We start from the raw sequence: 26,830 nt of genomic DNA on the forward strand, positions 1-26,830 counted from the left end.
TTTAACTATTTGCTGTTGTGTTCTAATAATTCAAGTACGTTTTCTTTTTGGATCAGTACCATACCATGTTTGTCACTGCTGATTCCTTGCGCCGAGCGATAAGAGTAGTAGGGCACTTGGCCGCGCATTTCGGTAGGCATATAGATAAACTGAACCGAACGATCTTCTTGCTGCAGCTGCTGGCCTACTTCAACAATGTGTGTAGAAATCAGATACTGGCAATTGTGGTGCTGCTGGAAGGCGCGTGTGACGGTAAGGGTGGCTTCAAAGGCATCCTTGACATTGGTACCTTTGAAGAGTTCATCAAAAATAACCACCATATTTTTACCTTGGTTGACATACTCGGCCACCTTTTTGACGCGGAGCACTTCCGCATAATAGTGGCTGTGTCCCATATCGATGTCGTCCGACACGTTGATGGAGCTATATAAACCATCTTTTACAGAAAATGACATGCGGTTGGCCGGTACCGGAAGGCCAATATGGGCAAGATAGATGGCGATGCCAAAGCTCTTCATGTAGGTCGATTTTCCAGCCATATTTGCCCCAGTCAGAAAGAGAAGATTCTGCCCTTCATCAAACGTGAGGTCATTGCCCACGGCGTTGGGAATAGTAGGATGGTAAACATTTTCAAGTAGAATATGTTGTCGTTCTGCTGCAAGTACTTCTGCCCTGACAAACCCTCTGGCGTTGGCCACAGAAGCAATGGACTGATAAAGATCGATGTGATAGATGGCTGAGAGACTCTGCTGAATTTCTTTTGACCACTTGTGCCGCAATTGATAATCACAGCTTGCCGCTAGACCAAGCGGGATGCTGTCCGCATGCGACTCGATTTTATGCTGTAACTGCGAGAGTTGGGTGTATTCCTCGCGCAGCCAGGCTTGATCAAAGATGCTTCCCCGAAGCAGCCCTATTTTGTCTTGCTGCTGAAGTTCGGATAGGTAACTGGCTAATTGCAGCATGATTCGAAGGGTGGCTCGAATGCCGGATTCCAGGTATTTCTTTTCTTCTTTTAAACCCAGCGCGGCCAGCAGTTTGCGGCGGCCAGCATGGACCAGGGCCAGGGCAAACTGCCGATCCGAATAACTATTGGTAAAATTTTGCACAATATCGAGATCATCGGGGTTGATCTGGAATGTCTGCTGCGAACTTCTGAAAAATGAAATCAGCGCTGCCTGTCTATCAATGGCCGCAGGGTCGGTAAAAGGCTGCAGGAAAAGTTTTTCGAGCAGCAACTCGCCGCCAAAAGTCTCGGTCTTGTTATAAAGTGAAAAGATGGAATCGCGTTTATATTTTCCGGAAATATTGAGATCCTGAAGTGTTTGTTTATCAATAATGAAACTCATGCGCCCTTGTGTTTTTGAGAAGTTAATAAATCAATGATGCCTTCGTTTTCGATGATGATCATGCCATGCCTATCTGCCGAAATTCCCTGTTGCAGCGCATAGCTGTAATGCGGTTTGCCTTGTACCATGTTTGTGGGTAGAAAAACAAATTTAATATCGGGATACGATTGCATCAGCTGCTCTCCGGCTTCAAGAATATGAGTGGATAGCACAAACTGACATCTGGGGTGATGGTATAGCCTTGAGACCACTTCAACGGTGCCCTCGAAAGCATCCTTAACATTGGTGCCCCGAAACATCTCATCGAAAATGACGAAGAGCCTGCGACCTTCGGCAAGCTGCTGCGCCACCTTTTTAATCCGTAAGACCTCGGCAAAAAAATGGCTATAGCCCATTGCAATATTGTCGGGCAGATTGATCGAGGTAAAAATCCCGTCCCGGGGACTGAATAATAAACGCTTTGCGGGCACCGGGAAGCCCACATGGGCCAAGTAAAGTGCAATACCCAAAGACTTCATAAAGGTCGACTTTCCTGCCATATTGGCGCCCGTCAGGAAGGTGATATTGTTTAAACGATCCATGTAGTGGTCGTTGCCTTTGGCATTCCTGACCAGTGGATGAAAAACACCTTCGTAGATGAGGCGTTGATCCATACTGCTGTCGACTGTTGGAAGGACGAAATGCTGCTCATTGGCAACCTGGGCGACACTGAGGTAAACATCGAAGGTATAAATATCACGTAGAATAGCTAACAAAAGATCTTTTTCCTCAAAGCGGAGGATATTGTCGTACTGGATAACTGTCTCACGCTTGAGCGGCTCTTTTTCTTGAAGCAAAGGAATCTGCTCTAATCCACTGTTCTCAAATTTGAGCGCCCATTGCTTTAATTCTTCCTGGTAGCTACCTTCGGGGCCTGCGCTGGAATGGATAAGCGCTTTCCAGGCGTGCATAATTTTACTGCAGGCAATGATGCCGGCAACCACTTTTTTGTAATCGGTATCGCCACCAACAAATTGCTGAAAGCGTTCTTTCAAAGTCAGACTTCCTGTCCGCAGGCGGCTACGTTCATCGGCCATGTCCAAATAAAATAAAGCCTGGTCAAACCAGCTGGACTGGAAGGGAAATAGCATGGGCTGATCCATAAAATGCTGAATGGTAGCCGTACGTCTGCCAATGGCCTGCGCATCTGAAAGCGGATAGTGAAACCATTCTTCCAGCAGTTCGGCTCCGCCGGAGGTAGCCGTTTTGTTATAGAGGCCAAAGATGGATGCGGTACCCCTGGCTGCAAAAATCGATAGATCGTCCCGGGTTTGTTTGTCTATTAATAATCCCATAATTAACGCCCCCTTCTTCTGATCCAGATAATAAGACCGACGCTCAGCATACTCAGTGGTATAAGGTATTTGATCAGCAATTCAAAATAGGTCCAGCTGCTTTCGCCAATCCGTAGGCTTTTATCAATCGAATCGGGCAGACGCATATCCACGGGTACTTCGCCATCACTAAGCCAGGAGAAAGCTGCGCTGACGAGAGAAAAGTTGGATGCATTGACCTGATTTCTTTTGATGAAAAGCTCACTGTTGCTAATCCAGTCGGCGTCTCCCGTAACAAGTATCTTCTGTTCTTTTTTACCGACTTTTCGGGAGAGTGCCACCACTGTGGGGCGGCTCCCTTCGCGCTCACCTGCGGCAATATTGAGAACGGGTCTGCTATCAATGAAATTGAGGTTGTCAAGCTCATTCCACGTACCGGTCGTATCCGAAGCAAAAAGTACCTTGGATTGGAAAGGGGACTGCGGTGACACCAGGATACCGGCTGTACCTAACAGGGTGACAACCTCTTCGCGACGGGCCATCGGTTTGAGGTAATAGGAAAAGTCCTCACCGGCCTGGGTTGGTTTGAGTGTCAGCAGGTCTGGTTGCAAGGCTTCTTGCTTTTTGACCAGCACACCAGGTTCCAAGCTAACGCCCAATGGTGCGGCGATGCGGTTAAAAATAGCTTCCTGCCCCGGCTCTCCGGCAAGCATCATATTGCGGCCGCTGGCAATGTAAGCATGCAGGTTGGATAACTCCTGTTCGTTATAGGCCTGCCGCGGTTCGGCTATAATCAAGATGTTGATATTTTCCGGAACCGGCTTCGACAGGTCAAGCTCTTTAAAATCAAATCCTTGATTGATCATCGAATAACGGAATGCCTTTTCCTGGGTAATGGTTTTGTAACCACGATCTTGGGTAGAGTTGCTGTTGCGCTCGCCATGACCCGATACAAAGCCGACTACTGGTAGTTCATCCATCACCAAACGTTTGATGGCTGCGCTGATTTCTGATTCCATCGGTACGCGTTGCATGTCATCATAAACACGTAAAAAGGTTTTCCGCCCATTATCACGTTCCAGTACGCGGACAAACCGATAGTTTTCCGAAGAGAGGTCTACCCGTTTTTTGATGGCTTCATAGGGCAGGATCTCAAAATTCCATTTGTTGAATTTCCGCAGGGTGTCCAGTCGCTGTTCGGCATTGAGCTTTGGAAACTGTCGGTCGAGAATGGGATTGTCAGTCTGATGGTAGTAATACACGTATTCCATTTCTATTTCGGGCTTGAAACGGATGTATTTCTCAAACGAGCCCACATCGGTTTTATACGACGAGGGTAAGCCGATAAAACTGTTGCCATCGAGCATATTGACGTAAGTGGTGATCTTAAATCCACCGGTTAGTTTGTCCATGATCGCTTGGCTACTGGGGCGTAGCGTATTGCTTTTTCGGTAGGTGCTGTCGTAGTATAGCTTGATAAAGGGGAGTGTGGTCAGGTATCCGATGAAGAACACGGCCAGGGTGATGCCGCCAAATTTCAGTAGGTTTTTACCGGCCGACTGTTTCTTTCGGATAGCCTGAAGGCGGAAGATAGAGTAGCTGACAAAAAGAACGTTAACAAGTATAAAGTAAAGGATGTCTTCTGTTGTGATCAAACCTGCGATAAAAGTGTCGGCACGGCCGTTGATGGCCAGCCAGTAGGTAATTTCGCGCACAAAGGGGATGTCCTGCCAAAGGCCACGTGCAAAGTTCATCATGGCAAATACACAGAGTGTTCCGATAGCAGCCACAATATTATAGCTGGTCAATGAAGACATAAATAGACCGACAGCAGCATAGGCAGACAACAATAGAAAAAGTCCAAGCAAGCCTGTCAGCATTGGGCCGATGTCTGCATGCACTACCGTACCCATGGTAAAAATAACGAGGATGGATACCGACAAAGTGAGGACAAGACCAAAAAGCAGCAGTGCAATATATTTGCCGAGAATAATCTGGCTGTTGGTAATGGGTGAGGAGTACAGTAATTTGATGGAACCACTGCTGTATTCGCGACTCATGATGCTCATAGTCAATAAGGGCATGTAGAGGTAGAGATAAGACTGTACTTTGGGATATATACCACCCCAGGCCGATGAAAATAGGCTTTCAGTGGTATTGATAAGGTCGATTTTCATGGACTGCAACTGCACCATCCCGGCATAGGAAGCAGAAAATAAGTAGCCTATCTGAAAGGTAAAGATCATCAGGACAAGCCAGGCAACAGGTGAGTAAAAGAGTACCTGCAGTTCTGTTTTTGCTATTTTTAATGTTGTTTTCATGGTTGGATTGAATTATACTTTTCTTCTTTTTCGAGTCATTTCGGCAAATACGGTCTCGAGCGAACTTTTTTCGGAATAGATCTCGATCAGATTCCATTTTTCCTGGACGCTTTTTTCAACCAAGGCTTCGACGAGTTCCTGGGTGTTGGTGGAGCGTATGCGAAACTTAATGTTGCCTAAAGGCTCCATGTCAACAAAACCCGGGAGCTGCTGAAATTCCTCCATGGATGGCGGAGATATTAGGCTGACAACAACACTATTGGGGGCAACTTGGTTGTCAAATTCTTCAAGTGAACCGGAGAATATCATGCGGCCCTCGTGGATCATCCAGATATGATCGCACAACGCCTGTACCTCTTGCAGGATATGTGTGGATAGCACAACGGTGCGTTCTGTTGCGATCTCTCGGATGAGGTGCCGGATGTCGAGGATCTGGTTGGGGTCAAGACCATTGGTCGGTTCATCCAGCACCACGAAATCAGGCTCATGAATGATCGCCTGGGCTATTCCTACCCGCTGCTGGTAGCCGCCAGACAGGTTTTTGAGCAGCCGATGGCGAAAATGGGCAATGCTGCATTTAGACAGCACACGTTCGATGGCAGCTGGTATTTTTTCGGGTGCCATTAGACGTAAATTTGCCGTGTGGATGAGATATTCCTCTACGGTCAACTCGGGAAGCAACGGTGGCTGTTGTGGTAGAAAACCAATATGTTTCTTTGCTTCTACCGGATGCTGTGCCATGCTGATGCCGCGGATAAAAACTTCACCGTGCGACTGATTTACTACGCCGCACATGATATTCATGGTCGTAGATTTTCCCGCTCCATTGGCTCCTAATAGGCCATAGATGCCATTTTTTTGAACTTCAAAATTAATGTCACGGATAGCCCATTGGACGTTGTATCGATGGGAAAGATCTACCACCTGAACAATGGGAGTGTCGTTTGCTGTGCTCATGTTATCGTTGATTTTGGTATGAGTAATCCCCGGACACGGTGTTTATGTTGCCATGCACACTGTGTCTGTTGCCTGCGGAAATACGTTGTACGTCCGCTAGCAGTGGGGATCATATATGATGTTGTTGTTACCTCGGATTCTGAATGATTTCAGGATTTAAAACAATGTATTTGGATGCAATAGGCAGGACATACCGATTGCTGTTGGGGGCCAGGGTAAATGACTCACCTTTGTACGTACGGGTCTGTGTAGTAATAAAGCCAGGTTCGGCGGCAAGGCGCTTCTGGTCAAACCAGCGCAAACCCTTTCCCATCAGTTCTTTTCGCCGCTCGTTGATGACGATCTTGAGGAGAGCCTGTTGATCCATCGCCTGCAGTGGCTTGTATGCGCCGTCTTCAAAGCGCTTGCTTCGGAGGGTGTTTAATACAGCTACCGCTTCTGCAGAACGGTCATTGTCGCGGGCCAGCGCCTCTGCTTTAATAAGCATCAGCTCGGGAAGCGTTGGGCCACTGGTCACTTTGCCGTTGGCCGAGATAATGCGGTGTTTATTATACGCTTTGCCCTTGAAAGGGCTCCAGGTAAATACGCTACCGTCGACCGTAAAGAGGGTAGCACGAAGGTCGCCAGGTTCAAACAGCGCCAGTAACTCGGGATTTAAGGACAGGGTGGGGAATGAATTACGCAAGCTTTTTATCAAAATCTCTTCCGTATCATTCAGGATATTCGGATAGCTATTTGGTGTAGCTTTGTACTGTTTGAGATCGATCAGTTTATACGCTGGCTTGGCCAGTACAAGCTCTGCATAGTACAGTGCGTTGCCATAGTCGCGCATCTGTAGATAAACGCGTGCCAGGATAGCTTCCGCAGCCGACCGCGATGCGAGCATATTAAAGTTCGCCTGCTCGGGAAGGTCTGGAATAGCCGAAGTCAGATCGTCAATAATCTGCGTGTATACTGTTTCCACCGGTTTACGGTCTAACTTGGCGTATAGATCGGGACTTGTCAATAGCGGAATGCCTAGGTCAGTATGGGCTGTTGAAGCATCGTACTGCTTGGCGTAGCTGTTGACCAGATTAAAATAATTGAGCGCGCGATGTACCTTAGCCTGGCCCAAAATATTTCTCTTTTGGGCGTCCGTTCCGCCCTGACTGCCCATAATCTCTGTTGCAACTTGATTGAACAGGTAAATTTGTTTGTACTGGTCTGCCCAGTCCGGATCTTCATTGTTGTCGCCGACAATGTCGCTTTTCCAGCTATAGGCATTGGCGTCGGTCAGAAAAAGCGTATTCAAATAAGCGTCATCCGATCCATAGATATCGTCGCTGGCCAGGACCGGCCAGTAATACGATCGCTCTACCGAGGTGCTGTTATTGAGCAGGCTCTGATAGTCCTGTGTGTATTTAAGTTCACGTTTGCCGACCAGGTCTATCTCCACGAATTTACGGCAGGATGCCAGGCTGGAAACAAATATGGCGGCAAGGCCGAAGGTGATAATCTTGTGTTTCATGTTCATAATTCTTAAAATCCCATATTGATGCGAAATACATAGCTCGTGACGGGCGGCATACTGGCATAGCTACCGTCAAACATATAATCGGGGTCGATATCGCGGTCTGTCTTCTTCCACAAAAGGCCGAGATTGGTCGCCGTGGCGCCTATGCTCAACGATTTGATGGCCTTGTTGTTGCCTAGCAGGCTGGCCGGAAAGCTATAGTTTAGGGCGAGCATCTGCAGGCGGATGTGACTGGCATCGATGACATTGATGTCGGCGTATTCAAACCGTTGTATGCTATTGAGGTTGGTATTGATGACGCCAGGTATATCGGTATGGGCCTCATCTCCGGGCTTACGCCAGCGGTCTACCAAAGCCTTGCTGTTGGCCAGATAGCCATCAAAACCTGCTGTATTGCTCGGATATTGAGCGGAATTGACTTCTTTCCAACGCACTTTGTGACCAAATTTCATTGTCATGCGCGCTGTAAAACTAAAGTTCTTGTACGAAACGGTGTTTGTCCAGCCACCAAAATAAGGTGCATTCATGCGTCCCATATACCGTAGGTCAGTCGGTTTAAAATCATCGGTAGAGGCTTCTGAATCGAAGACCTTGCCTTGGCCGTCACGAATTTGGGAGCGGCCTTTGTTGTCGAGCCCCGCCCAATGGTAAGCAAAGATTTGATCAATAGGATAGCCTTCAATTGGTGTGGAGGTCTCACCTGGGGTCTTCAACGTATTTGGAAAACGGTCGTCTGTCACTTCGTTGTTGCTATAAGCTAGGTTGAAAGCACTATTCCACCTCCAGTTTGGTCCTTGAACGATCTGCCCCTGAATGCTCAGGTCAATACCCTGACTTTTCATATTGGCGGTGTTGAAAGCCAGGCTTGACCATCCATAGGTTGCATTGTATGGTACGGAAGCAACAATACCGTAAGATCTTTTTATGTAATAATCAAGGTTAACCGTCAAACGGCTTTTTAGGGCAGTGAAATCCAGTCCGGTATTAAACGTCCGTGTGGTTTCCCAGCCCAGCAGCTGATTGGCCGGAATGCTGATAGATCCTGTTGGAAGCTGGGTATAAAAATCGGTTATGGAAGCTGAATACAAGGTGTATGAGGTACCGTCACGCGGTACAGATCCTCCTGTACCAATGCTTCCACGCCAGCTAAGTGCATTTATCCAGGGCAGCGCACGCATAAAGTTTTCCCGGTGTAGGTCCCAGCGCAAGCCGGTAGACCAAAAGGGTTTAGCGCGTTTCGAACGGTCGATACCGATAATCGTTGCATCGTCAAAACGTAGGCTACTGGTTAAAAAGTACTTCTCAAGCAGTGTATATCCTGCGTTGGCGTAGTAGCTCAGGTAGCGTATGCGGTCGATATTGATGGGGGCATCCTGTATATTTAATGTCTTATTGGCGCCGTAGATATCCTTGTAAGGCACCGTCGGATTGATGACAGTAGACTGATAGGTATCTTTATCAAAACCATAACGTGTTTGTAGATAGCCCATCATCTGGCTCTGGCGGATCTCGCTACCGGCAAATAGGTCTATCTGGTGGATATCGTTAAATTTTTTGGTTCCATCCAATTGGAAGCGTAGGGAGTAATCGTCTGTTTTGCTGTTAGAAGTGAGGTATTTGCCGCCCAAAGGAACCCCATAGGTCAGTTTGCCCGTGCTGCTGAGTGTGGTACCGTTATTGATCAGGTTGCGCATTTCATAGCTGTCGCCATCGCGGAGGCTTTCCATATTACGGAGGCCTTTTTGATAGGATCCTGCTAACGATGCATTCAGCCAGCTCAAGGGATAGTAAGTCAATTGACCGGTGAAGCGCGTCAAGTTATTGTCGTATCTGTCGCTGCTGAGGTTCAGTTCATCCAGGTGGTTATACGACCATGGTAAGTACCCTTGGCTTTCAAAACGCTGTTGGGCAACCTGCGGAGTAAAAGCAAAATAGCGGCTGATGCTATTTCCATTGTCGTCCAATAACATATTGTAGGGAGTGAGTCCAAAAGTACCCGGGCTGATGGCAAGAATTGCAGCGTTGTTCACCTTGCTTTTCTGAATGATATGGTTGAGTCCTAAGGATACTTTTAGCTTGTTGTTAAAATAATTGTTTTCGATATTGAAAGTCAAGGACATGTTATTGGCATTGTTCTCCCGGTAGATCGGTCTGTCCTTTGAATACACGGCCGACGCATAATAGCGCGCTCCCTGCACAGCACCGTTAAACGATAGGTTATATTGTTGGCTTTGCGCGGCCTGTAACAGCTGATCGCGGATCTGCTGACGGTTGTCCATTTGTCCCAGCTGACCAAGGATGCTACTTTCTTCGTCGGTGCTGATTTCGCCGCGTTTGGCGCGGAACATCGTCATGATGGCGTCGGAGCGATTTGGTGCACGCCAGCCAGAGGCAGGATCGTAATAAAAATTATGATCAAAGAGCTCTTTTTCAAAGTCGATATATTCAGCAGCATTCATGTTCCGTAAATTATGCAGGTTTGGTGGAGCAGAGGTTCCGAGTGTGGAAGAGAAGTTGATGCTATTTTTTCCCATTTTCCCCGCCTTTGTTTCGATCACAATTACACCATTAGCAGCTCTTGATCCCCAGATAGAGGCTGCGGCGGCATCTTTCAGTACGGTGATGCTGGCGATATCGTCGGGATTGAAATTGTTGAGTATACCGGCACTTGTACTGGTGGCCGAAAGGCGGCTGCCTGATCCTGTCGGATTGCTGCTCAATTGTTGTTCCATCGCCGGAAATCCGTCGATAACGATCAGCGGTGTACTGGACGTACTGGAAAAGGTATTTGGCGAGCGTACGAGGATGCTATTGGTGCGCGTGTCAAATTGAACGCCAGGAATTTGCCCTTCCAATCGTTCGATCAGGCTCAAAGCCGGACTTTCCTGTATTTTTTTGTCATCTATAACCACCAGAGAGCCTGTGGCTTTGCTGGGGTCGAGCTTTTGATACCCTGTATTTGCCATAACAGATACTTCATCGAGCGCAGCAATCTGTTGTTTTAGGACAAATAACGGTCCCAGGTTGCTCGCAGGAGTACCGCTGAGGTCTATCTGCCGTACTTCATAACCCAAGTAGCTAATTTCGAGTATGGCATCGCTGGCAACATTGGATAATACAAATATTCCCTTTCCATTTGTTCGCGTTTGGTTAGGGGTGCCCTTGATCCGTACAGTTGCTCCGGCAAGTGGCCTTTGTTGCGTATCGGTAACGATTCCATTAATGGTGCGTTGCTGCTGCTGATCGGTGACAATAATGGTATTGTTTCGAACAATAAAGCCCAGCGACTGCCCTTGAAAGCAGAGCGCAAGCACCTCGGTAAGTTCAAGGTCACTTAAGTTGATTGTGAGTGCTGAGAACGATTTGTTGTGTTCGGGACGGATCACATAATCGTACCCAGTCTGTGTACGTACCTGTTGCAGGATCTGCTCAAGGCTGGCACGTTTGACATTTAGGTTGATTTTGTTTTGGCCATGCAGGGCCGTGGCTGTTTGTAAAAACAAAACCAAAAACAACATGCAAAATAATTGAAATCGCATAAGCAATTTGATTATAAAGTTGGAAAAGATAGGCGGTCTGTGGGTCGGTTGATTTACCTGATACTTTTCATTAGCAAAAAAATATTGATACATTTGTTTGTTGATTTTTGGACATGGATGTCCCTCTTGACAAGGAGACATGTCATGCAGTTCATAATTTCGTAATAATGCTAGGCGTGAATTCAAAAATCAGTTCTAGGGGCGGTGCAACGCCTCTAGATTTATTTTGAAATCGTGGTTTTTCTTTCGTTAGGGTATTACCATCAACCTCCTTTCTTTGTCTACCGTGCGGATTTCAAATTTTATACCGGTGGTAGTTTCTAATATTTCAAGTACTTCCTGTAAAGTTTTCTTACGCGATATACTGCTGATATACCGTTGGTTGTTGATCGGGCCAAGGTACGCTACGTCGATATTGTACCATCTTGATATCTGGGCCATGATCTCTTGTAACGTAGCCGAATCAAAGTAAAAATCGCCGTTTTTCCAAGAAAGATCTTTCGTGAGGTCGACTTCTAGCAGTGTAAATTCGTTGCCTGTCTGTATGATTTTTTGACCGGGTTTTAATAGGATAGGGGCTGGATTGGTAGGATTGTTTAAGGCAATAGCTCCTTCTTCCAGGGTAAAACTTTGCTGTTTGTCTTCGCGATAAGCTTTGACATTGAACTTTGTACCTAAAACCTGAATGGCATTTTGTCCGGCGTGGACAATAAATTCCTGCTTGATCATTTTATCGCCCGCACTAATTTGCCGTTTGCTCACTTCGAAGTACGCTTCGCCCTCTAGGGTCACTTCGCGTTTGGCACCTGTAAACCGTATCGGAAAAGTTAATTTACTATCCGCGTTGAGTGTGACTTGCGTACCATCCCCAAGCCGAATTTTGTAAGTATTGCCCTTTGGTACCACAAGTGTATTGCTTAGTATGGCTTGGCTGTTATTTTTGGAATCATCGTTCTGGTAAACAAGTTGTTCGTTATCGCTCCAGTCGATGAGAATTTCGTGGTCTTTTCGATTATAAGAACCATTAATTTTATTCAGGTCGATTTGTTCACCGTTCGACAAAATCAAGGAAGCACCACTGCTTGCTGGCGGAATGGGGAGAACCTTTTCATTAACGGCTGAACTTGTTACAACTTCTGTCTTACGTATTTCACTGCTATTACCCTGGGATGAGGAGGTGGAATTATGTCTAAGGAAATAATAGGAAGAACAGGCAATGACAGCAATAGATGCCGCTGCTGCAAACCATTTCTTCCAATTGGATCTGGATGGATGCTGTAGATGGATGTCGGTGTCGATGCCGTTCCAGATATCGGAAAGATCCGCCTGCAATTCTTGGGCTGTTAGATCAAAATCAGGAAGCTGTTTTGCATGGCTGATATACCAATCATCCACAAAGGCTTTTTCGCTATCCGAACATTGATCTGATGCATATCTTTTGAGTAGATCACGATCTACTTTTAACGGTTCTCTCACGTATGATGGTGTTGTTGTTTTGGAGTATAACAGTTAACTCGGCAACAGGTCCCAGATCAAAATGATTTTTTTTTAAAAGAAATAGGACTACTGAGATTGGTCCGGAAAAAAAGCAAGCATAAACAGAAGCAAGGGCAACTTTTGGCGCAACAAATGGAGCGCATTGGATAGTTGATTCTTTACTGTTTTTTCGCTGATGCCTAGTTTTTCGGCAATTTCCCGGTGGCTAAGGTACTGCTTACGGCTTAACTGAAATATTTCACGCATTTTTTCTGGAAGATTTTGGATCTCTCGCTCAATGATGTCCTGCAATTGTTTCTCGCGTATCACATGATCGGTATCTGCTACGTAGGTGGATGCATAAGAAGACATACTTTCTAAGTATTTATCCACCACTTTGCTGTGCGAAATATGATTGATCAATTCATTTTTAACGATTTGATAGAGATAAGCGGAAAGCTTGATATCTGTCGGCAGCCTGTTACGTATCGACCAGATCTTGACAAATACTTTTTGAAGGATATCTTTTGCCTCTTCGCGATCGCGAATAAATCGGTTTGCATGGACGTACAAAGGCATACTATAGCGCTGGTAAATGACAGAGAAAGCTTTCTCGTCATCCTGGCGAATCAGATCAACCAAGATCCCATCGGATAGTATGGCGTAATCGTTGTCCTGCATGTTGTGTGTAGTACGTTTTTCTAAGGTGAATAACAGAAATCCGGCCCAGCTTTTTTGCCAAACTTCATCAATTAATAACACAAATATAACTTTTTAATAAAATAAGTGTGAATTTTTTGCGAAAATTCAACTTTCTAGACGGGGTCATTGGGGAGACGACCTCGAGATACCCAAGATCCATTCTGTTGCTTATCAATAGCAACAGAATGGATTTGGTATAATTAGTTTATCTTTTATTTTCCCTTTTCGAACAAAGCTGAAAAGCTACTAATCCAATCAATAGCCCAGCGACAATAGTTTTCCCTATGAAAGCTTTTTTATTATACTTCCATTCGGCACCTAGTCCAAGTTCTTTGGCGATATTGGGAAGATGGCCTTTCGCGATGTCTTCAACAACACCTTCCAGCATATCGACACGGTCTGCCAGTACCAGCGGGAGCCAGCGGCCGTAGCTGGATTCGCTATACGTAAAGGCAATCCGTCGAATGGCGCCACTCAGTCCTTTGGGTGGATTGCCCGTTCCATAAACTGCTGTTAGGTTGGGGCGTTCAACAGAATGCAGTATCTCAACCGTTTCTTCCTGCAATGGGGGGCGCTGCCACGAATAGCCCTGATGTTCTTGGTTGTTTCGTTTTTTGATGGGATAGGTGGGGTCGTTTTTGGGGTCAAAATCGATTGCCCAGCCCTTGATATGCCCATATTCCGATTGTCTATCGTTGATAAAATCTTCGGGTGTAGTTTGATCTGTTATCATAGTAAAATATCTTAAATCGAAGCCGATGGTGGAATTAACACAGTTTTGATACAATCGTCCAATTTGGAAGAGAAGAGGTGATATGCATCACCGACTTCTTCGAGCGGAACCCGATGTGTAATCAGCTCTTTGGGATTGATAACGCCATCCTTTACATGTTGGATCAGTTTGGGCAGCAGCCGCTTCACCGAAGCTTGATTAGCCCGTATGGTGATTCCTTTATTTAACACATTACCAATAGGAACCAAACTATTTGTAGGGCCATAGACGCCCACAATAGACACGATACCCCCTTTTTTTACGCTATTAATCGCCCAATGCAATGCCGTGGTCGATCCGCCCTGTAGCATCAGGTATCTTCCCAGAAGACTATTCATGGTGTTACCTGCCGCCTCACAGCCCACCGCATCGATGCATACATCAGCGCCGAGTGAATCGGTGACCGTTTTGATAAAAACGACGGGATCGCCTATGGAGCGGAAATTGACTGCCTCACACTGGGCGTAGCGTTCGGCAAATTCGAGCCGATAGTCGACATGGTCGATTATAATCACGCGGGCAGCCCCGAACAGCCAGGAGCACTTGGCAGCCATAATACCAATTGGACCGGCACCAAAGACCACCACCGTATCTCCGGGTTGAATTCCCGCCATTTCGGCCGCCTGATAACCTGTAGGTACAACATCGGTCAGCAAAACCGCATCGTCGGGATCCATCCAGTCGGGAATGACGACCGGACCAACATCTGCGTAGGGCACCCGAACATATTCGGCTTGCCCACCTGCATAACCACCCGCAGTATGGGAATAGCCAAAGATACCGCCTACCGCAGTCGCTTCAGGATTGGATTCATGGCAGTTGCCATACAGCTCCTGCCGACAGAAGGCACATTTACCACAGGCAATATTGAAAGGCACCATCACCCGGTCGCCAACTTTTAAATTTTCTATTCCAGCGCCTACCTCAACCACTTCACCGATAAACTCGTGTCCAAAGGTAGAACCCACCCGGGTGTCTGGTACTAGACCATGGTAAAGATGCAAGTCAGACCCGCAGATACAGGAGCGCAATACCCGCACGATGGCATCCTGCGGATGGAGTATCTCTGGCATGGGGGCATTTTTATCGGCACGTACGCGATAGGGCCCCCGGTAATTCATTGCAAGCATAATTCCTAAATTTTTAAACTGTCAAAAAAGCCAGCGTCCGTTCGATGACACTTACTTAGGAAGGAATGTGGTGATCCATTCGTTTGCCTATTTTACCGATAGGGGACTTATACGTAGACAACGTATTTAGAACATCTCTGCCTATTAACAAGAGATGCTAACCCATTTAATGACCGATTGTACGGATAAATGGTGGTGCAGCGGGCACCGCTCCAATAAAGCAATGTTGAAATTGCATTATTTTACAGGTTTTATTAGAAATCCATCATCAATTGACTTTGCTAAAAATAAAGCCTAATTTTGACTTATCAACTATAGCTAAACCATCAGGATGAACGTAACGCATGTCAGACAATTGTTTACCCAACTTTATGAGGAAAATTGGGGCAAGCTGTATGTGCATGTTTTCCGAATGTTGGATGACCAGGACGAGGCACGTGATATTGTGCAGGAAATTTTTACGAATCTCTGGGATCGCATGGCGCATCTGGAAATCGTACACTCGTATCAGGCTTATCTTTATCGCTCCGCCCGTAATCTGGTCATTAACCGCATTGCCAGCCAGGATGTGGGTCGGAAATATGAGACTTACCTCGAGCACGCAGCCCCAACATTTGAAGTGATGCCCGACGATCTGTTGCGGGAAAAAGAATTAGCGGAGCAAATTGATCAAGCGATTGAAAAGCTGCCCCGCAAAATGGCTTTGATCTTCAAAAAAAGTCGATTCGAGCAGCGGAGTTATCGGGAGATCGCCGCAGAACTTGAGATCTCTGAGCAGACAGTCAAAAAGCAGATTTACAATGCGTTGACGGTTTTGAGAAAAAAAATACGAACTATTTTCATTTTTTTCTACCACTAAACGCGCACTATCCTGTCTTCTAAACGGTAAACAGGATAGCACCTATGAAACAACGCATATCAAAACAAGTACTGCAAAAGTACCAGCAGGGCACGTGCAGCGCTGAGGAAATTGCACTTGTCGAAAGTTGGTACAATCAGCTCAGCCGGCAAAATAATGCAAAAGACATTCCCGAACTGGATCTGGCTGCCGAAGACCGGTTTTTCCAACAGCATATTTTTGGTCCTGAATGGCGGGCTAAACGCCATAAAAAAGCCTATCTGAAGGTAGCGGCCAGTATGGTGTTTTTTTTGATGGCCGGTGCGGCGATATACTTCTTTTCCCCGCGGCAGCAAACTCCGCAGCCATTGCCATTTAGTATTGGTCAATTTCAGGCCGATCTGTTGATCGGAAATGAGGTGGTGAGCCTGAGTAAGGAAACGCCGTTTAGCCCCGAATGGCTCGATCGGCATAAAGATAGCAACGTGGCCCTGCAAACCAAAAAGGGACAGGAATTTAAAATGGAACTTCCGGATGGTACGCTGGTGTGGTTAAATGCCGACAGCAAGCTCAAAATTGAACCGGGGTATAATGAACATAAACGTTCGGTATTTCTGGAAGGTGAGGCTTATTTTAAGGTGGCCAAAAATAAAGCGAAACCTTTTATTGTGCACGTGGGGAACACCCGTATCGAAGCACTGGGGACAGCTTTCAACGTGAAGTTGTATCCAAAGGACAACGCGCTTTTAACGACCCAGCTTGACGAAGGGAAAATACGGGTCAGCAATGCTGGCCTGGACGAGATTCTGCTGCCCGGACAGCGGATCCAGCTGAATGTGCTGAATGGAGCCTTCCAGCGGCTGGCGGAAAACAGCCAGCCCGATATAGCCAACTGGAAAGACGGGTACTTTGAATTTGACCAGACACCGTTGCCTGAGATTTTAGCGGATCTCGCCCGTTGGTACAATTTCACCTATAGCCTGTCGCCTGCCTACAAAAATAAAGTCCTAAGTGGAAAAATCAGCAAAAAAGAATCCTTTGAAGAAGTGTTGAAGATTTTACGCTTCGCCGGTATAAATTATACCATCGAAAAAAACGAACTCTTGCTTATTCCCTAACCAAAAACGTAACAAACGAATTTTCAATCTAAATACCTTATGAAAAAGTCCGTAAAAACCCTGCTATTGATGCTGATGCATGTGAATGGCTATGCCTTGAGCCAGCAGGCAGACAAGTCGATTGACCATGTCCGATTTAAACAGCTCGTCAAATCCATTGAGCAACACAGCGATTATCGCTTTGTGTATGATCCCAATGAGATCAATCCGGATCTACCAGTAGATGTCAATTTAAACAACGCCAATATTCCTGAACTCCTCAGGCAGGCGTTCTCAGCTAAAGGCATACGCTACCAAATTGTCAAAAATACCATCGTGCTCCAGGGGAAGGGGGCTGCAAAGGCGGTCCAGATGACCATTTCCGGTCGGGTCAGCAATGGATCCGGTGCAGCGCTTGAAGGGGTTAGTGTACGCGTTAAAAATAAGGTAGCTAGTACGATGACCGATGCTAACGGTCGTTTTAGTTTAAATGGCCTGCAGCAGGATGATATACTACTTTTGAGTTATGTGGGCTACCGCAGCAAGGAAGTCACGGTTCAGGCTAAGGGTATCATCGACATCAGTCTCGAAGTAGATCCCGGTAACCTGGATGAGGTAGTGGTAATCGGTTACGGGACGTCTTCGATACGCAAAAATACGGGTTCGGTATCTAGCGTCACGAGCAGGGAGATCGAAACACAACCGGTACTAGACCCCTTGGCGGCCTTGCAGGGGCGTGTTTCCGGACTCAATATCGCTTCCAATTCGGGCTTGCCGGGCAGCTCCTTTCAGGTGCAACTCCGGGGTGTCAATTCTTTAAGCAATGGCAGTAGCCCCCTTTACATCATCGACGGTATTCCATTTTCGGACGAAAGCATGAACCAGTTTACCTCGGCCAATGGCAACCAAAGTCCGCTCAGCCTGATCAATCCAAGGGATATTGAACGCATCGATGTGCTGAAGGATGCCGATGCAACAGCCATTTATGGCTCCCGCGGTGGTAATGGAGTGATCCTGATCACAACGAAAAAGGGAAATAAGAGCGGTCTTAAAATAGACTTTAATGCCAATGTGGGCTCCGGTAAAGCCATTCGAAACCTGAAGATGCTCAATACCGAGCAATATTTGGAAATCCGGAAAGAAGGCTTTAAAAACGATAACTGGAAAGCGACAGCAGATAATGCACCGGATCTGCTCACTTGGGATCAATCCGCCTACAGCGACTGGCAAAAGGAGTTTTATGGTGCATCTTCTCCTTTCTCGACCTATCAGCTGTCATTTTCCGGAGGTAACGAAAATACCCAATACCTGGCCAGTGCCAATTTCAATCGTCAGGGGGATCCCTTGCCGGGCAATAAGAATTATCAGCGCGGTGGTGCGCTGTTGAACTTGTCTACGCAGTCCAAAGATCAGCGATTTAAGCTCAACAGCAGTTTCAACCTTAACCTGGACCGTAATAATACCGTACCGACCGATATTGCGCAGTTTTATAACCTGGCGCCCAACTATCCTTTATATGATGAAAAGGGCGGCTATTATTGGTTCCAACAGAGTTTACAGAATCCCGCCGCCTATATGGAACGCTCGAGTGTTTCGAAATCAAAATCCCTTTTGGCCAACTTTTCTGCCGAATATGCGATCTTACCCGAACTGGTCGCAAAAGTCAATGTGGGCTACAACCTCAAAAGCATGGACCAGACACGCCTGCTGCCCAATGCGGGATTTAATCCACTGACAAGTACGGGTTCAATGGCTTCTTACGGAAATTCGGATTACCAGTCCTATATCGTAGAGCCACAGTTAAATTACAGCAAAGCTTTCGGTAAGCACGATTTGAAGCTCCTGTTGGGCGGTACCTGGCAGCAGCGGGTCAGCGAAGGTAACTATTTAGATGGTAGTAGTTATCCAAGTGATTCTCAGTTAGCCAATAGGGCTGCCGCAGGAATTCTCGTCTTGCGTAACAACCAGTATGCTGATTACCGCTACCAGTCTGCATTTGGCCGGATCAATTATGCCTATGCCGACAAATATCTGTTGAATTTCAACTACCGAAGGGATGGCTCTTCCCGCTTTGGGCCCAACAATAAGTACGGTAATTTTGGGTCGATCGGGGCAGCCTGGGTGTTCAGCAGCGAAGAATTTCTCCAGGATCAGTCTATCTTGAGCTTCGGAAAGTTACGTGCCAGCTGGGGAGTGACGGGCAATGACCAGATCGGCGATTACCAGTACCTGGATACCTGGGGAACGGGCTTTGCCTACCAGGGCATCACGGGGCTTTATCCAACCCGGGTGTTTAATCCCAATTTTGGATGGGAAGAAATTAAAAAGAAAGAACTGGGTCTCGACTTGGGTTTCATCAGAGATCGTATATTCCTTACGGCCAATTATTACAACAATAGATCGGATAATCAGCTGATCAATATCGTGCTCGCACCGCAGACCGGCTATAATTCTTATTTTGGTAATACACCCGCACTGATTGAAAATAAGGGCTTTGAGTTAGAGCTGAGCAGCGTGAATATCCAGAAGGAAAAGTTCAGCTGGAAAACCAATTTCAATATCACTTTCCCTTCCAATACCCTGCTAAAATATCCCGGCTTGGAGAGCAGCAGCGATGCACGACGATACGTCATAGGCGAGTCTACGCGTATCGTCCGTGGATTTGAGTTTACAGGGGTCGATCCGCAAACTGGGATCGCCCAATTTCGGGATGTGGATGGTGATGGCAAAATCAGCGATTTCAATGACTATGTGACGCTGGGTTCACTTCTGCCAAGGTACTATGGTGGTATGGGCAATAATCTGACTTATGGCGATGTGAGCCTTGGATTCCTCTTTCAGTTTGTCAAACAGGAGGGGCCGTCCATTGGGTATGGGCCTCAGGCCACGACTATTGGTGGATTGGCCAATCTGGATGAATATGTGTTAGATCGCTGGCAGCAGCCCGGAGACCTGACAGATGTACCACGTGCTACGGCAAATAGTGCCAACGAAGCCAATGTCGCTTATCGCAATTACTACCGGTATTCGTCCGCGGTTTGGGACGATGCGTCTTTCATCCGCTTAAAAAATGTATCGCTCAGTTACGACATTTCTAAATGGACGCAGCGAATCCATATCAGTCGGGCATTGATCCAATTTAATGCGCAGAACCTCATTACCTGGACAAACTTTAGGGGTATGGATCCCGAGATACCTGGATTTGACCGCACTTATGTTTCGGATGTCAATCCCTTTGGTTCGGTACGGAACAGCGCCACGCCATCCATGCGCACGTATACATTTGCGGTTCAGCTCACTTTTTAATGATCATAAAACTAAAGACTTATCCTATGAACAAATATATCATCTACAGCCTTTTTGCGACACCACTGCTTAACATCTCCTGCAATAAATTTTTGGCCGTGGACCCACCCAAGACGGAAGTGGCGGCAGCGTCGGCTTTCAGTGACGAAAAGACGGCCACAGCAACCGTGGGCGGACTCTATACCAGTATGAACAACTACAATAACCAGTTTGCCAGTGGACTGATGACCATGGTACTGTCCAGCCTGGCCGACGATTATAACTCAGCCTTTACAAGCTACGATGAATACAAATACAATAAACTAAGTCCGGCCACGTCTTATCTCGACCGACTTTGGTCGCAACCTTATAGCTATATCAATCACAGCAATAAGATTATAGAAGGTGTCGAAGCGTCGGCACTCAGCAGCTCCGTGAAAGCGCAGTTATCGGCAGAGGCCCGTTTTACGCGCGTGTTCAATTACTTTTACCTGAGCAACCTCTTCAATAAAGTGCCTTTGATCACGGATACCAAAGATTTGGAAGCCAACAATCAAAAGGGGCCGGCTTCCAGGGAAGCGCTTTACGCCTTTATGGTAGACGATCTAAAGAAAGCTGCTGTGGATATTTCGGATAACTATCAGGGCAATGAGCGTACGCGACCGAATAGAAAAGCGGTGGATGCACTGTTGGCCCGGGTATACCTTTACCAGGCAGACTGGCCGAATGCCGAAGCGATGGCCGACCAAGTCATCGCGGATAACCGATATGAACTGTCGCGCGATCTCAATACCGTTTTTTTGAAAACCAGCAAAGAAGCGATCTGGCAACTGCAGACGGTAAATCTTTCCACTGCCGGGGTCAACACCTGGGAAGGCTTCAGCATCGTTCCGGCAGTAGCTACAGCAAGGAGTTACTATCAGGTGTATGATGCCACGGTAGCGGCCTATGAGGAGAACGATTTACGTAAAGCGATGTGGTTAAAGCCTTATGTGGTCAATAATAAGACGCTTTATATGCCGTATAAGTATAAGGTGCGCACAGGCGCACCTGTGACCGAATACAATACCGTGCTGCGCCTTGCCGAGCAGTATCTGATCCGTGCCGAAGCGCGGCTAAACCAGAATAAGTTGCCGGCGGCACTGCAAGACCTTAACCAGATCCGCGAACGTGCCGGCCTTGCTGCATTGCCACAAACGATGGACAAGGAGAGCATCGCCCTGGCACTTGAAAAAGAGCGCCAGCTGGAACTGCTCGGCGAATGGGGACACCGTTGGTTTGACCTGGTGCGAACAAACAGGGCGCTGCCTGTACTCTCAAAAATTAAAACAGACTTTAGTGAAAGCGATACCAAAATACCCATCTCTAGTGCTATCCTAATCACAAATGCTAACCTCCAACAGAATGATTAGACTATATAAACATGCTTTGTGGCTTATTTTACTGCAGGCAACCATCGTCGCGCAGGCACAGGTGACGGTTCTTCCGCAGCAAGCAGCAGCTGGAGATACGGTGACGATAAGCTTTGACCCCAGTCAATCTGCAGCAATTAAGAATGCCGGACCATTTTTCGTGGACTTCAACTATTCCAATTTTTATGAATTTCCGAGCCGTTTGCCGATGCAAAGGGAAAGCGGTAAGTGGCGGGTACGCTTTAAACTGCCGCCCTACGCCAACTTTTCCTGTTTTACCATCGCCGACAAAGAAAAGAAATTTGTACAGCGGCCAAGCGATAGCAGTCAATATGAGATCTATATTTACAAGGATGGTCGGTTGATTTCCGGTAATTACCTGGGTAAATCGTATAGCGTACCGGTCCAAGATAAGACGTCGGATCATATTCTTGCTACACAGGAATATTACCTCAATAAGGAGCTGAGCTTATATCCCGACAATTATGAGGCAAAGCTCCGCCTGATTGTGCTACATATGAAAAACGCTAGTGCCGACCAACAGGCGCAGCTGTTAAAAAAAGGCTTGGCAGTGGTGGAACAAAAATTTAGAAGCAATCCGCTCTTTGAAGGGAACCTCAACAAGGTGACCATGGGTTATCTGATACTCGGCCAAAATCAAAAAGTAGATTCGATCCGCCAGGTGGTGATCGACGAGTTTCCCAACAAGAAGATCGGCATAGCCTATCGGCTCAATAAATTGTTTCGCGAGCAGGATTCCACGGCAGTGGTTGCCAAGATCGGGCAGCTTCTTTCCCGCAAGACGGCCGAAAACGAGGCGGCTTATGGTAGCGCGTACGAGTATCTTTTTAGCTACTATGTACAGCATGCCGACAGCGTACAAGCCAAGAAATACCTGCCCCTGATCACCCGATGGGAACAAGATCCCTACAAATGGCGCGCTTACAACCAGTACGTACAACTGCTATTGGATCATAAGCTGATGCTCCAAGATGCCGCCAAACTCAATTTGTATCTACTCGACAGTGTTGCGGCCTATCCGGTAAGTTTAATACGCTATTTCCCCGAAACGGGCTATCTGGTGGCCCATGATCCGGCCAGGGCGGATAAGATTGATGCCGTAAAAGCAGAAATTATGGCCAATCAGGGACTTATCCTTGCGCAGTTAAACCAGCCCGAAGCGGCCCGTGACTGGTTTACTAAAAGTATCCCTACACTCAAATCGGCGGCATTGCTCCGCGCAGTGGCCATGCAGTATCAGCAGTGGAATGATCCAAACAGTGCAATACCCGCATTGGAGGCAGCCTATCGTTATGCTCCTTTTGATGCGGCGACGCGTCAGCTTCTCGACAAAGTGATCATTAAAAACGGAACGGACAATGCTGCCGAACGGCAGGCTTATTTTAGCAAGCTTGACAAGCAATGGAAACAAGCATATTACAAGGAGTTTCAGAAAATCATCGGCAGTACGCCATTTCCAGAGGATATCAGCATTGTCGATATGGAAAAGAAACCGTTGCTCAAAACGGAACTGAAGGGCAAGATTGTCATCATTGATTTTTGGGCAACCTGGTGCAAGCCCTGCATCGCCTCATTTCCCTATTTGCATCAGGTATACAAAAAATATGCGGATGATCCGCAGGTGAAGTTCGTTGTCCTCAATTCGGGCAGTGGAAACAGCTGGGACGATGCGTACAAATGGGCAAAGGCCAATCCCGAATTTGACTTTACATTTTATTACAATCAGGATAAAAAGCTCAGTAGCAAGCTGGATATCACATCGATTCCGACAACATTGATCCTGGACAAAAAGGGGAACATCCGCTTTCGGAAAGTGGGATTTGAAGGTGAAAAGCTACTGCAGAGCTTGGATGCCATGATCGAATACCTCAAAGAATTGGAGGATAAATAGAATAAGCCAATCAACCGAATTATTAGGCTGTACGCAGAACTTTTCAATGCATTAAGACCACGCTGCACGGAATGTAGAAGCCGCCAGAAAGATAGCAACTTTTGGCGGTTTTTTTTTAGCGATCTATTTGGGTGTCAGTTTTCAAAGTACATTATCTACTGTGTATTGCTTTTGTTACACTTTGTTTGTTTTGTGTGTAAAAAATAATTTCAGTATTTATACGTTTTTTTTGCTTTTAAAACACTGTTGACGGGATTGTTTTGCGGTATTTAACAATTTATTAATTCGAAACTTTTTCAATTGGTATTTAGTTTGATGTAAATTAGAGACATACGGTCATGGAGAGACCGCAACATTTATTTTAAACTTAAAACCAAAAGTTATGGCTTTCAAAGCAAGACTTCAGTTTTCAGGCAACGAATATGACGTGCTGAATGCTGACTACTCCTTCACCCGCGACGTCGATTCAAAGGGACGTCCTTCATCTTCAGTTTATGGTGGTACAATCAATGTCGAAGTAGAATCTACAGAAGATACTTCCGTCATCGAAGCTATGGTCAACAACCAATACAAGCCTATTGCAGGTACATTGCTGATCAAAAAACCGGACGAAGATGCCAAAATGAAAGAAATCAGATTTGAAGATGGTTACATTATTCGCTACGAGGAAGGAATCAACATAGTAGGATCGCATGCAATGACCTACAAATTTGTGATTTCTGCGCGCTCCATCAGCATTGGTGAAGCGACAAGCGAACAAGACTGGCCAAAAGCGTAACCCTTACAAACATCCGTAGGTGGATTGATAAGGCACGCTTAGGTAAGTAAAATTAAATTTTAAACCATTAAAAATTACGATTATGTCATTTAAAACAAGATTAACATTAGGAAGTAAAGAATACGATGTGATCCAGTGCAGGTTTTCCCTGCACCGTGATGTGGACTCTAAAGGACGTCCGTCATCGTCTGTATATGGCGGTACAATTACGGTTGAGGTCGAATCGACCGAAGATACCTCAGTCATTGAAGCGATGGTAAACAATCAGTATAAAACTGTAAACGGCAAGATCACGTTTAAAAAGAGTGAGGAAGATGCGACTATGAAAGAACTCAAATTTCAGGACGCCTATATCATCCAATACAACGAAGGAATTTCGGTCACCAACGATAAACCCATGACACTATCCCTGGTACTGTCATCACGGGTACTGGAAATGCAAAATGCATCACTGGAAAATGATTGGCCTAAGGCTTAAAAGCTGCAATAGACCATGAAATTTGGAAAGACGGTCTATCGCAGGAAAGACCGTCTTTTTTGTAAACTCTATGAACAGCTAATTTATGTATTTTGATAAGCCAAAATTATTGATTGAGATGCATATTGACGGAAAGGAAGTGTCGCATTTCCTTTCGTTCAATATTCGTCAGCGTTTTAATGCCCACCACGAGTTTGAACTCCGAATAGAGCACGGTAAACTCGGTATTCCAGGGTTGATTAATTTACAGGATAGCCGCGCTTATGTAGGGCGTACACTGGCGATTTCTTTTGGCTACGCGCAGGGAAACATGCAAAATTTTTCGGGCATCATTACCGAAGTCTCCTTGACGCAAAACCATGGTTACCAAGGGGTGTTGCAAATTAAAGGCTACAGCCCGACCATATTGATCGATCGTGGCAAAGACCTGGGGTCTTATTATGGAAAATCACTCGGCGATATTGTCAAGTTGGCTACCCAGGATGTTGTACAGAACGATCTACATATGCATGTAAACCCCAGTAGATCTGAACCGATTGATTACCTGATCCAATACCGGGAAAGCGATTTTGAATTTCTCAACCGCCTATCTGCCGAGTACCTCGAATGGTTTTATTACGATGGTGAGCGCCTTCATTTTGGCAAACCATCGGACTTACCCACTGGAAAGGTGACCTATGGACGCGAAGTGAGCCGGCTCGATTACGGTATCCAGATCCGTCCGGTCAACCACCGCCGCTTTAGCTACTTGCCTCAACATGATCAGTTGCTGGAAAGTACCAGCAACGTGAAATCGGATGGTCATCCGGATCAGGTTTTTGCCATGCAGCGGGCTTCCGAAACCTTTAGTAAAGTGTTTAGTCAACCCTTGGATATCCGTGTGGATACACAGGGTGAGCTGCAGCGCATCGTGCAGCAGCAGGAAGAGGCCAATGTAGGTCAGTTGCTTCAGGTGTCGTGCGACAGTGATTCACCGGCTATCCGGCTTGGTGCGCAGATAGAGATTGAGACAAGCCTGCGTCAGGATCTGAGTTTTGTAACCGATACCCTCGGTAAATTCCTGATTACCGAAGTGGAACACCACTTTGATGATGTGGGCCGCTATACCAATCGGTTTAATGGTATTTTAGCGAGTACAGAACGTATACCGGTGCGTGAGTATATCCGGCCACAGGCAGATATGCAGATGGCAGATGTCGTGGACAACAACGACCCCAGTGGTCAGGGAAGGATACGGGTGCGTTTCAAGTGGCAGTGTGCTAATAATGACGAAACCGAATGGTTGCGCATCATCACCCCAAATGCAGGTACGGGCGACCGGGGTGTCAATCGGGGTTTCCTTTCGATCCCCGAAATTGGTGATCACGTCATTGTGGCTTTTGAAGAGGGCAGCGTAGCGCGACCTGTTGTAATGGGGAGCTTATACAACCAAAGTACGGCAGATAGTACCCCGCAGATTCAGAACCACCTTAAGAGCATTACCACGCGGTCGGGTCATCTGATTGAGTTTGACGATAGTCAGTCTACACAGGGTATAAAAATAACGGATATCAAAGGAAATATTGTTCATATCGATAGCCAGGGCAGCAATGTGACCATTACCGCACTGGAAAATATGACGTTAAACTGTAAAAATATGCAGATTAATGTCACCGAAAATATGGATGTACAGGTAGGTAAAGATCAAAGTACGTCTGTTGGCAACAATCAGACCGTATCTGTGTCTAAAGATATCGCAACTACTGCAGGCAATAACTATTCGCTCACCGCTACCGGAGATATTAGTGAAGATTCGGACAATCGCACAGAAATTGCCAGCAAAGATTTTAATCGACAATCCGAAACATCAAACGAGCTGGCATCGGAAATGACGATCTTTAGCAATAAGGAAAACATGACCTTGCAGAGCGGAAAAACAATTGAAATAAACAGTGTCGAGAAATCTAAACTCTTTTAGC

The 26,830-nt window shown here is 46.4% G+C and carries 18 protein-coding genes; 8 read left to right on the top strand and 10 right to left on the bottom strand.

The genetic code is table 11. The annotated features are described in order from the left end of the window. Positions 1-5: 5 nt before the first annotated feature. The 10 genes from B2W36_RS15980 to B2W36_RS16025 all read right to left on the bottom strand — a co-directional run bounded on the left by B2W36_RS15980 (position 6) and on the right by B2W36_RS16025 (position 15,072). The gene (locus B2W36_RS15980; protein WP_293888671.1) at positions 6-1,349 is read right to left on the bottom strand and encodes a MutS-related protein; all 1,344 of its coding nucleotides are present in this window, start codon (positions 1,347-1,349) and stop codon (positions 6-8) included. Further along, positions 1,346-2,683, bottom strand: a complete 1,338-nt coding sequence (locus tag B2W36_RS15985; RefSeq protein WP_293888673.1) for a MutS-related protein — start codon at positions 2,681-2,683, stop codon at positions 1,346-1,348. The genes B2W36_RS15980 and B2W36_RS15985 overlap by 4 nt, the downstream gene beginning before the upstream one ends. Positions 2,684-2,685: 2 nt before the next feature. Then, positions 2,686-4,983: a Gldg family protein gene (locus B2W36_RS15990; RefSeq protein ID WP_293888674.1), complete on the bottom strand. Its 2,298-nt coding sequence runs from the start codon at positions 4,981-4,983 to the stop codon at positions 2,686-2,688. A gap of 12 nt (positions 4,984-4,995) precedes the next feature. Beyond that, positions 4,996-5,940: an ABC transporter ATP-binding protein gene (locus B2W36_RS15995; RefSeq protein WP_209579718.1), complete on the bottom strand. Its 945-nt coding sequence runs from the start codon at positions 5,938-5,940 to the stop codon at positions 4,996-4,998. 127 nt (positions 5,941-6,067) lie between these two features. After that, entirely contained in the window at positions 6,068-7,447 is a 1,380-nt protein-coding gene (locus tag B2W36_RS16000; RefSeq protein WP_293888676.1) for a RagB/SusD family nutrient uptake outer membrane protein, read from the bottom strand. Positions 7,448-7,458: 11 nt separating this feature from the next. After that, a complete protein-coding gene (locus tag B2W36_RS16005) occupies positions 7,459-10,992 on the bottom strand; it encodes a SusC/RagA family TonB-linked outer membrane protein (RefSeq protein WP_293888678.1) in 3,534 nt (1,177 codons plus the stop codon). A gap of 249 nt (positions 10,993-11,241) precedes the next feature. Further along, positions 11,242-12,468: a FecR family protein gene (locus B2W36_RS16010; RefSeq protein ID WP_293888680.1), complete on the bottom strand. Its 1,227-nt coding sequence runs from the start codon at positions 12,466-12,468 to the stop codon at positions 11,242-11,244. Positions 12,469-12,555: 87 nt separating this feature from the next. Further along, positions 12,556-13,230, bottom strand: coding sequence for an RNA polymerase sigma-70 factor (locus B2W36_RS16015; RefSeq protein WP_293888682.1), 675 nt, complete (start codon positions 13,228-13,230; stop codon positions 12,556-12,558). Between the two features lie 145 nt (positions 13,231-13,375). Beyond that, a complete protein-coding gene (locus B2W36_RS16020; protein ID WP_293888684.1) occupies positions 13,376-13,903 on the bottom strand; it encodes a hypothetical protein in 528 nt (175 codons plus the stop codon). An 11-nt stretch (positions 13,904-13,914) separates the two neighbouring features. Then, positions 13,915-15,072: a zinc-dependent alcohol dehydrogenase gene (locus B2W36_RS16025; protein ID WP_293888686.1), complete on the bottom strand. Its 1,158-nt coding sequence runs from the start codon at positions 15,070-15,072 to the stop codon at positions 13,915-13,917. 331 nt (positions 15,073-15,403) lie between these two features. On the opposite strand from B2W36_RS16025, the gene B2W36_RS16030 reads away from it, so the two are divergent. The 8 genes from B2W36_RS16030 (at position 15,404) to B2W36_RS16065 (ending at position 26,829) form a co-directional block, all read left to right on the top strand. After that, positions 15,404-15,931 (top strand): RNA polymerase sigma-70 factor, encoded by a 528-nt coding sequence (locus B2W36_RS16030; RefSeq protein ID WP_293888688.1) that lies wholly within the window; start codon positions 15,404-15,406, stop codon positions 15,929-15,931. A 44-nt stretch (positions 15,932-15,975) separates the two neighbouring features. Beyond that, positions 15,976-17,028 carry a FecR family protein gene (locus B2W36_RS16035; protein ID WP_293888690.1) on the top strand — a complete coding sequence of 351 codons (1,053 nt, stop codon included), beginning with the start codon at positions 15,976-15,978 and terminating at the stop codon, positions 17,026-17,028. A gap of 39 nt (positions 17,029-17,067) precedes the next feature. Continuing rightward, positions 17,068-20,313, top strand: coding sequence for a TonB-dependent receptor (locus tag B2W36_RS16040; protein ID WP_293888692.1), 3,246 nt, complete (start codon positions 17,068-17,070; stop codon positions 20,311-20,313). A gap of 26 nt (positions 20,314-20,339) precedes the next feature. Then, on the top strand, positions 20,340-21,704 hold the full coding sequence (locus B2W36_RS16045) for a RagB/SusD family nutrient uptake outer membrane protein (RefSeq protein ID WP_293888694.1): 1,365 nt from the start codon (positions 20,340-20,342) through the stop codon (positions 21,702-21,704). After that, entirely contained in the window at positions 21,697-23,616 is a 1,920-nt protein-coding gene (locus B2W36_RS16050) for a TlpA disulfide reductase family protein (RefSeq protein WP_293888696.1), read from the top strand. The genes B2W36_RS16045 and B2W36_RS16050 overlap by 8 nt, the downstream gene beginning before the upstream one ends. Before the next feature lie 382 nt (positions 23,617-23,998). Next, positions 23,999-24,394, top strand: coding sequence for a type VI secretion system tube protein TssD (tssD, locus tag B2W36_RS16055; RefSeq protein WP_120257239.1), 396 nt, complete (start codon positions 23,999-24,001; stop codon positions 24,392-24,394). 82 nt (positions 24,395-24,476) lie between these two features. Next, positions 24,477-24,872 carry a type VI secretion system tube protein TssD gene (gene tssD, locus B2W36_RS16060; RefSeq protein ID WP_209579760.1) on the top strand — a complete coding sequence of 132 codons (396 nt, stop codon included), beginning with the start codon at positions 24,477-24,479 and terminating at the stop codon, positions 24,870-24,872. An 85-nt stretch (positions 24,873-24,957) separates the two neighbouring features. Further along, a complete protein-coding gene (locus tag B2W36_RS16065; protein ID WP_293888698.1) occupies positions 24,958-26,829 on the top strand; it encodes a type VI secretion system Vgr family protein in 1,872 nt (623 codons plus the stop codon). The last annotated feature ends 1 nt before the right edge of the window (position 26,830 follow it).

Source organism: Sphingobacterium sp. UBA3549, from assembly GCF_002376635.1.
Classification (GTDB): Bacteria; Bacteroidota; Bacteroidia; order Sphingobacteriales; family Sphingobacteriaceae; genus Sphingobacterium.

Bases quoted from the DNA above. Each gene is read 5' to 3' on its own strand.
- tssD (WP_120257239.1), top strand. From the start codon at position 23,999: ATGGCTTTCAAAGCAAGACTTCAGTTTTCAGGCAACGAATATGACGTG.
- B2W36_RS15985 (WP_293888673.1), bottom strand. From the start codon at position 2,683: ATGGGATTATTAATAGACAAACAAACCCGGGACGATCTATCGATTTTT.
- B2W36_RS16030 (WP_293888688.1), top strand. From the start codon at position 15,404: ATGAACGTAACGCATGTCAGACAATTGTTTACCCAACTTTATGAGGAA.
- B2W36_RS16020 (WP_293888684.1), bottom strand. From the start codon at position 13,903: ATGATAACAGATCAAACTACACCCGAAGATTTTATCAACGATAGACAA.
- B2W36_RS15990 (WP_293888674.1), bottom strand. From the start codon at position 4,983: ATGAAAACAACATTAAAAATAGCAAAAACAGAACTGCAGGTACTCTTT.
- B2W36_RS16045 (WP_293888694.1), top strand. From the start codon at position 20,340: ATGAACAAATATATCATCTACAGCCTTTTTGCGACACCACTGCTTAAC.
- B2W36_RS15980 (WP_293888671.1), bottom strand. From the start codon at position 1,349: ATGAGTTTCATTATTGATAAACAAACACTTCAGGATCTCAATATTTCC.
- B2W36_RS16025 (WP_293888686.1), bottom strand. From the start codon at position 15,072: ATGCTTGCAATGAATTACCGGGGGCCCTATCGCGTACGTGCCGATAAA.
- B2W36_RS16050 (WP_293888696.1), top strand. From the start codon at position 21,697: ATGATTAGACTATATAAACATGCTTTGTGGCTTATTTTACTGCAGGCA.
- B2W36_RS15995 (WP_209579718.1), bottom strand. From the start codon at position 5,940: ATGAGCACAGCAAACGACACTCCCATTGTTCAGGTGGTAGATCTTTCC.
- tssD (WP_209579760.1), top strand. From the start codon at position 24,477: ATGTCATTTAAAACAAGATTAACATTAGGAAGTAAAGAATACGATGTG.
- B2W36_RS16000 (WP_293888676.1), bottom strand. From the start codon at position 7,447: ATGAAACACAAGATTATCACCTTCGGCCTTGCCGCCATATTTGTTTCC.
- B2W36_RS16005 (WP_293888678.1), bottom strand. From the start codon at position 10,992: ATGCGATTTCAATTATTTTGCATGTTGTTTTTGGTTTTGTTTTTACAA.
- B2W36_RS16035 (WP_293888690.1), top strand. From the start codon at position 15,976: ATGAAACAACGCATATCAAAACAAGTACTGCAAAAGTACCAGCAGGGC.
- B2W36_RS16065 (WP_293888698.1), top strand. From the start codon at position 24,958: ATGTATTTTGATAAGCCAAAATTATTGATTGAGATGCATATTGACGGA.
- B2W36_RS16040 (WP_293888692.1), top strand. From the start codon at position 17,068: ATGAAAAAGTCCGTAAAAACCCTGCTATTGATGCTGATGCATGTGAAT.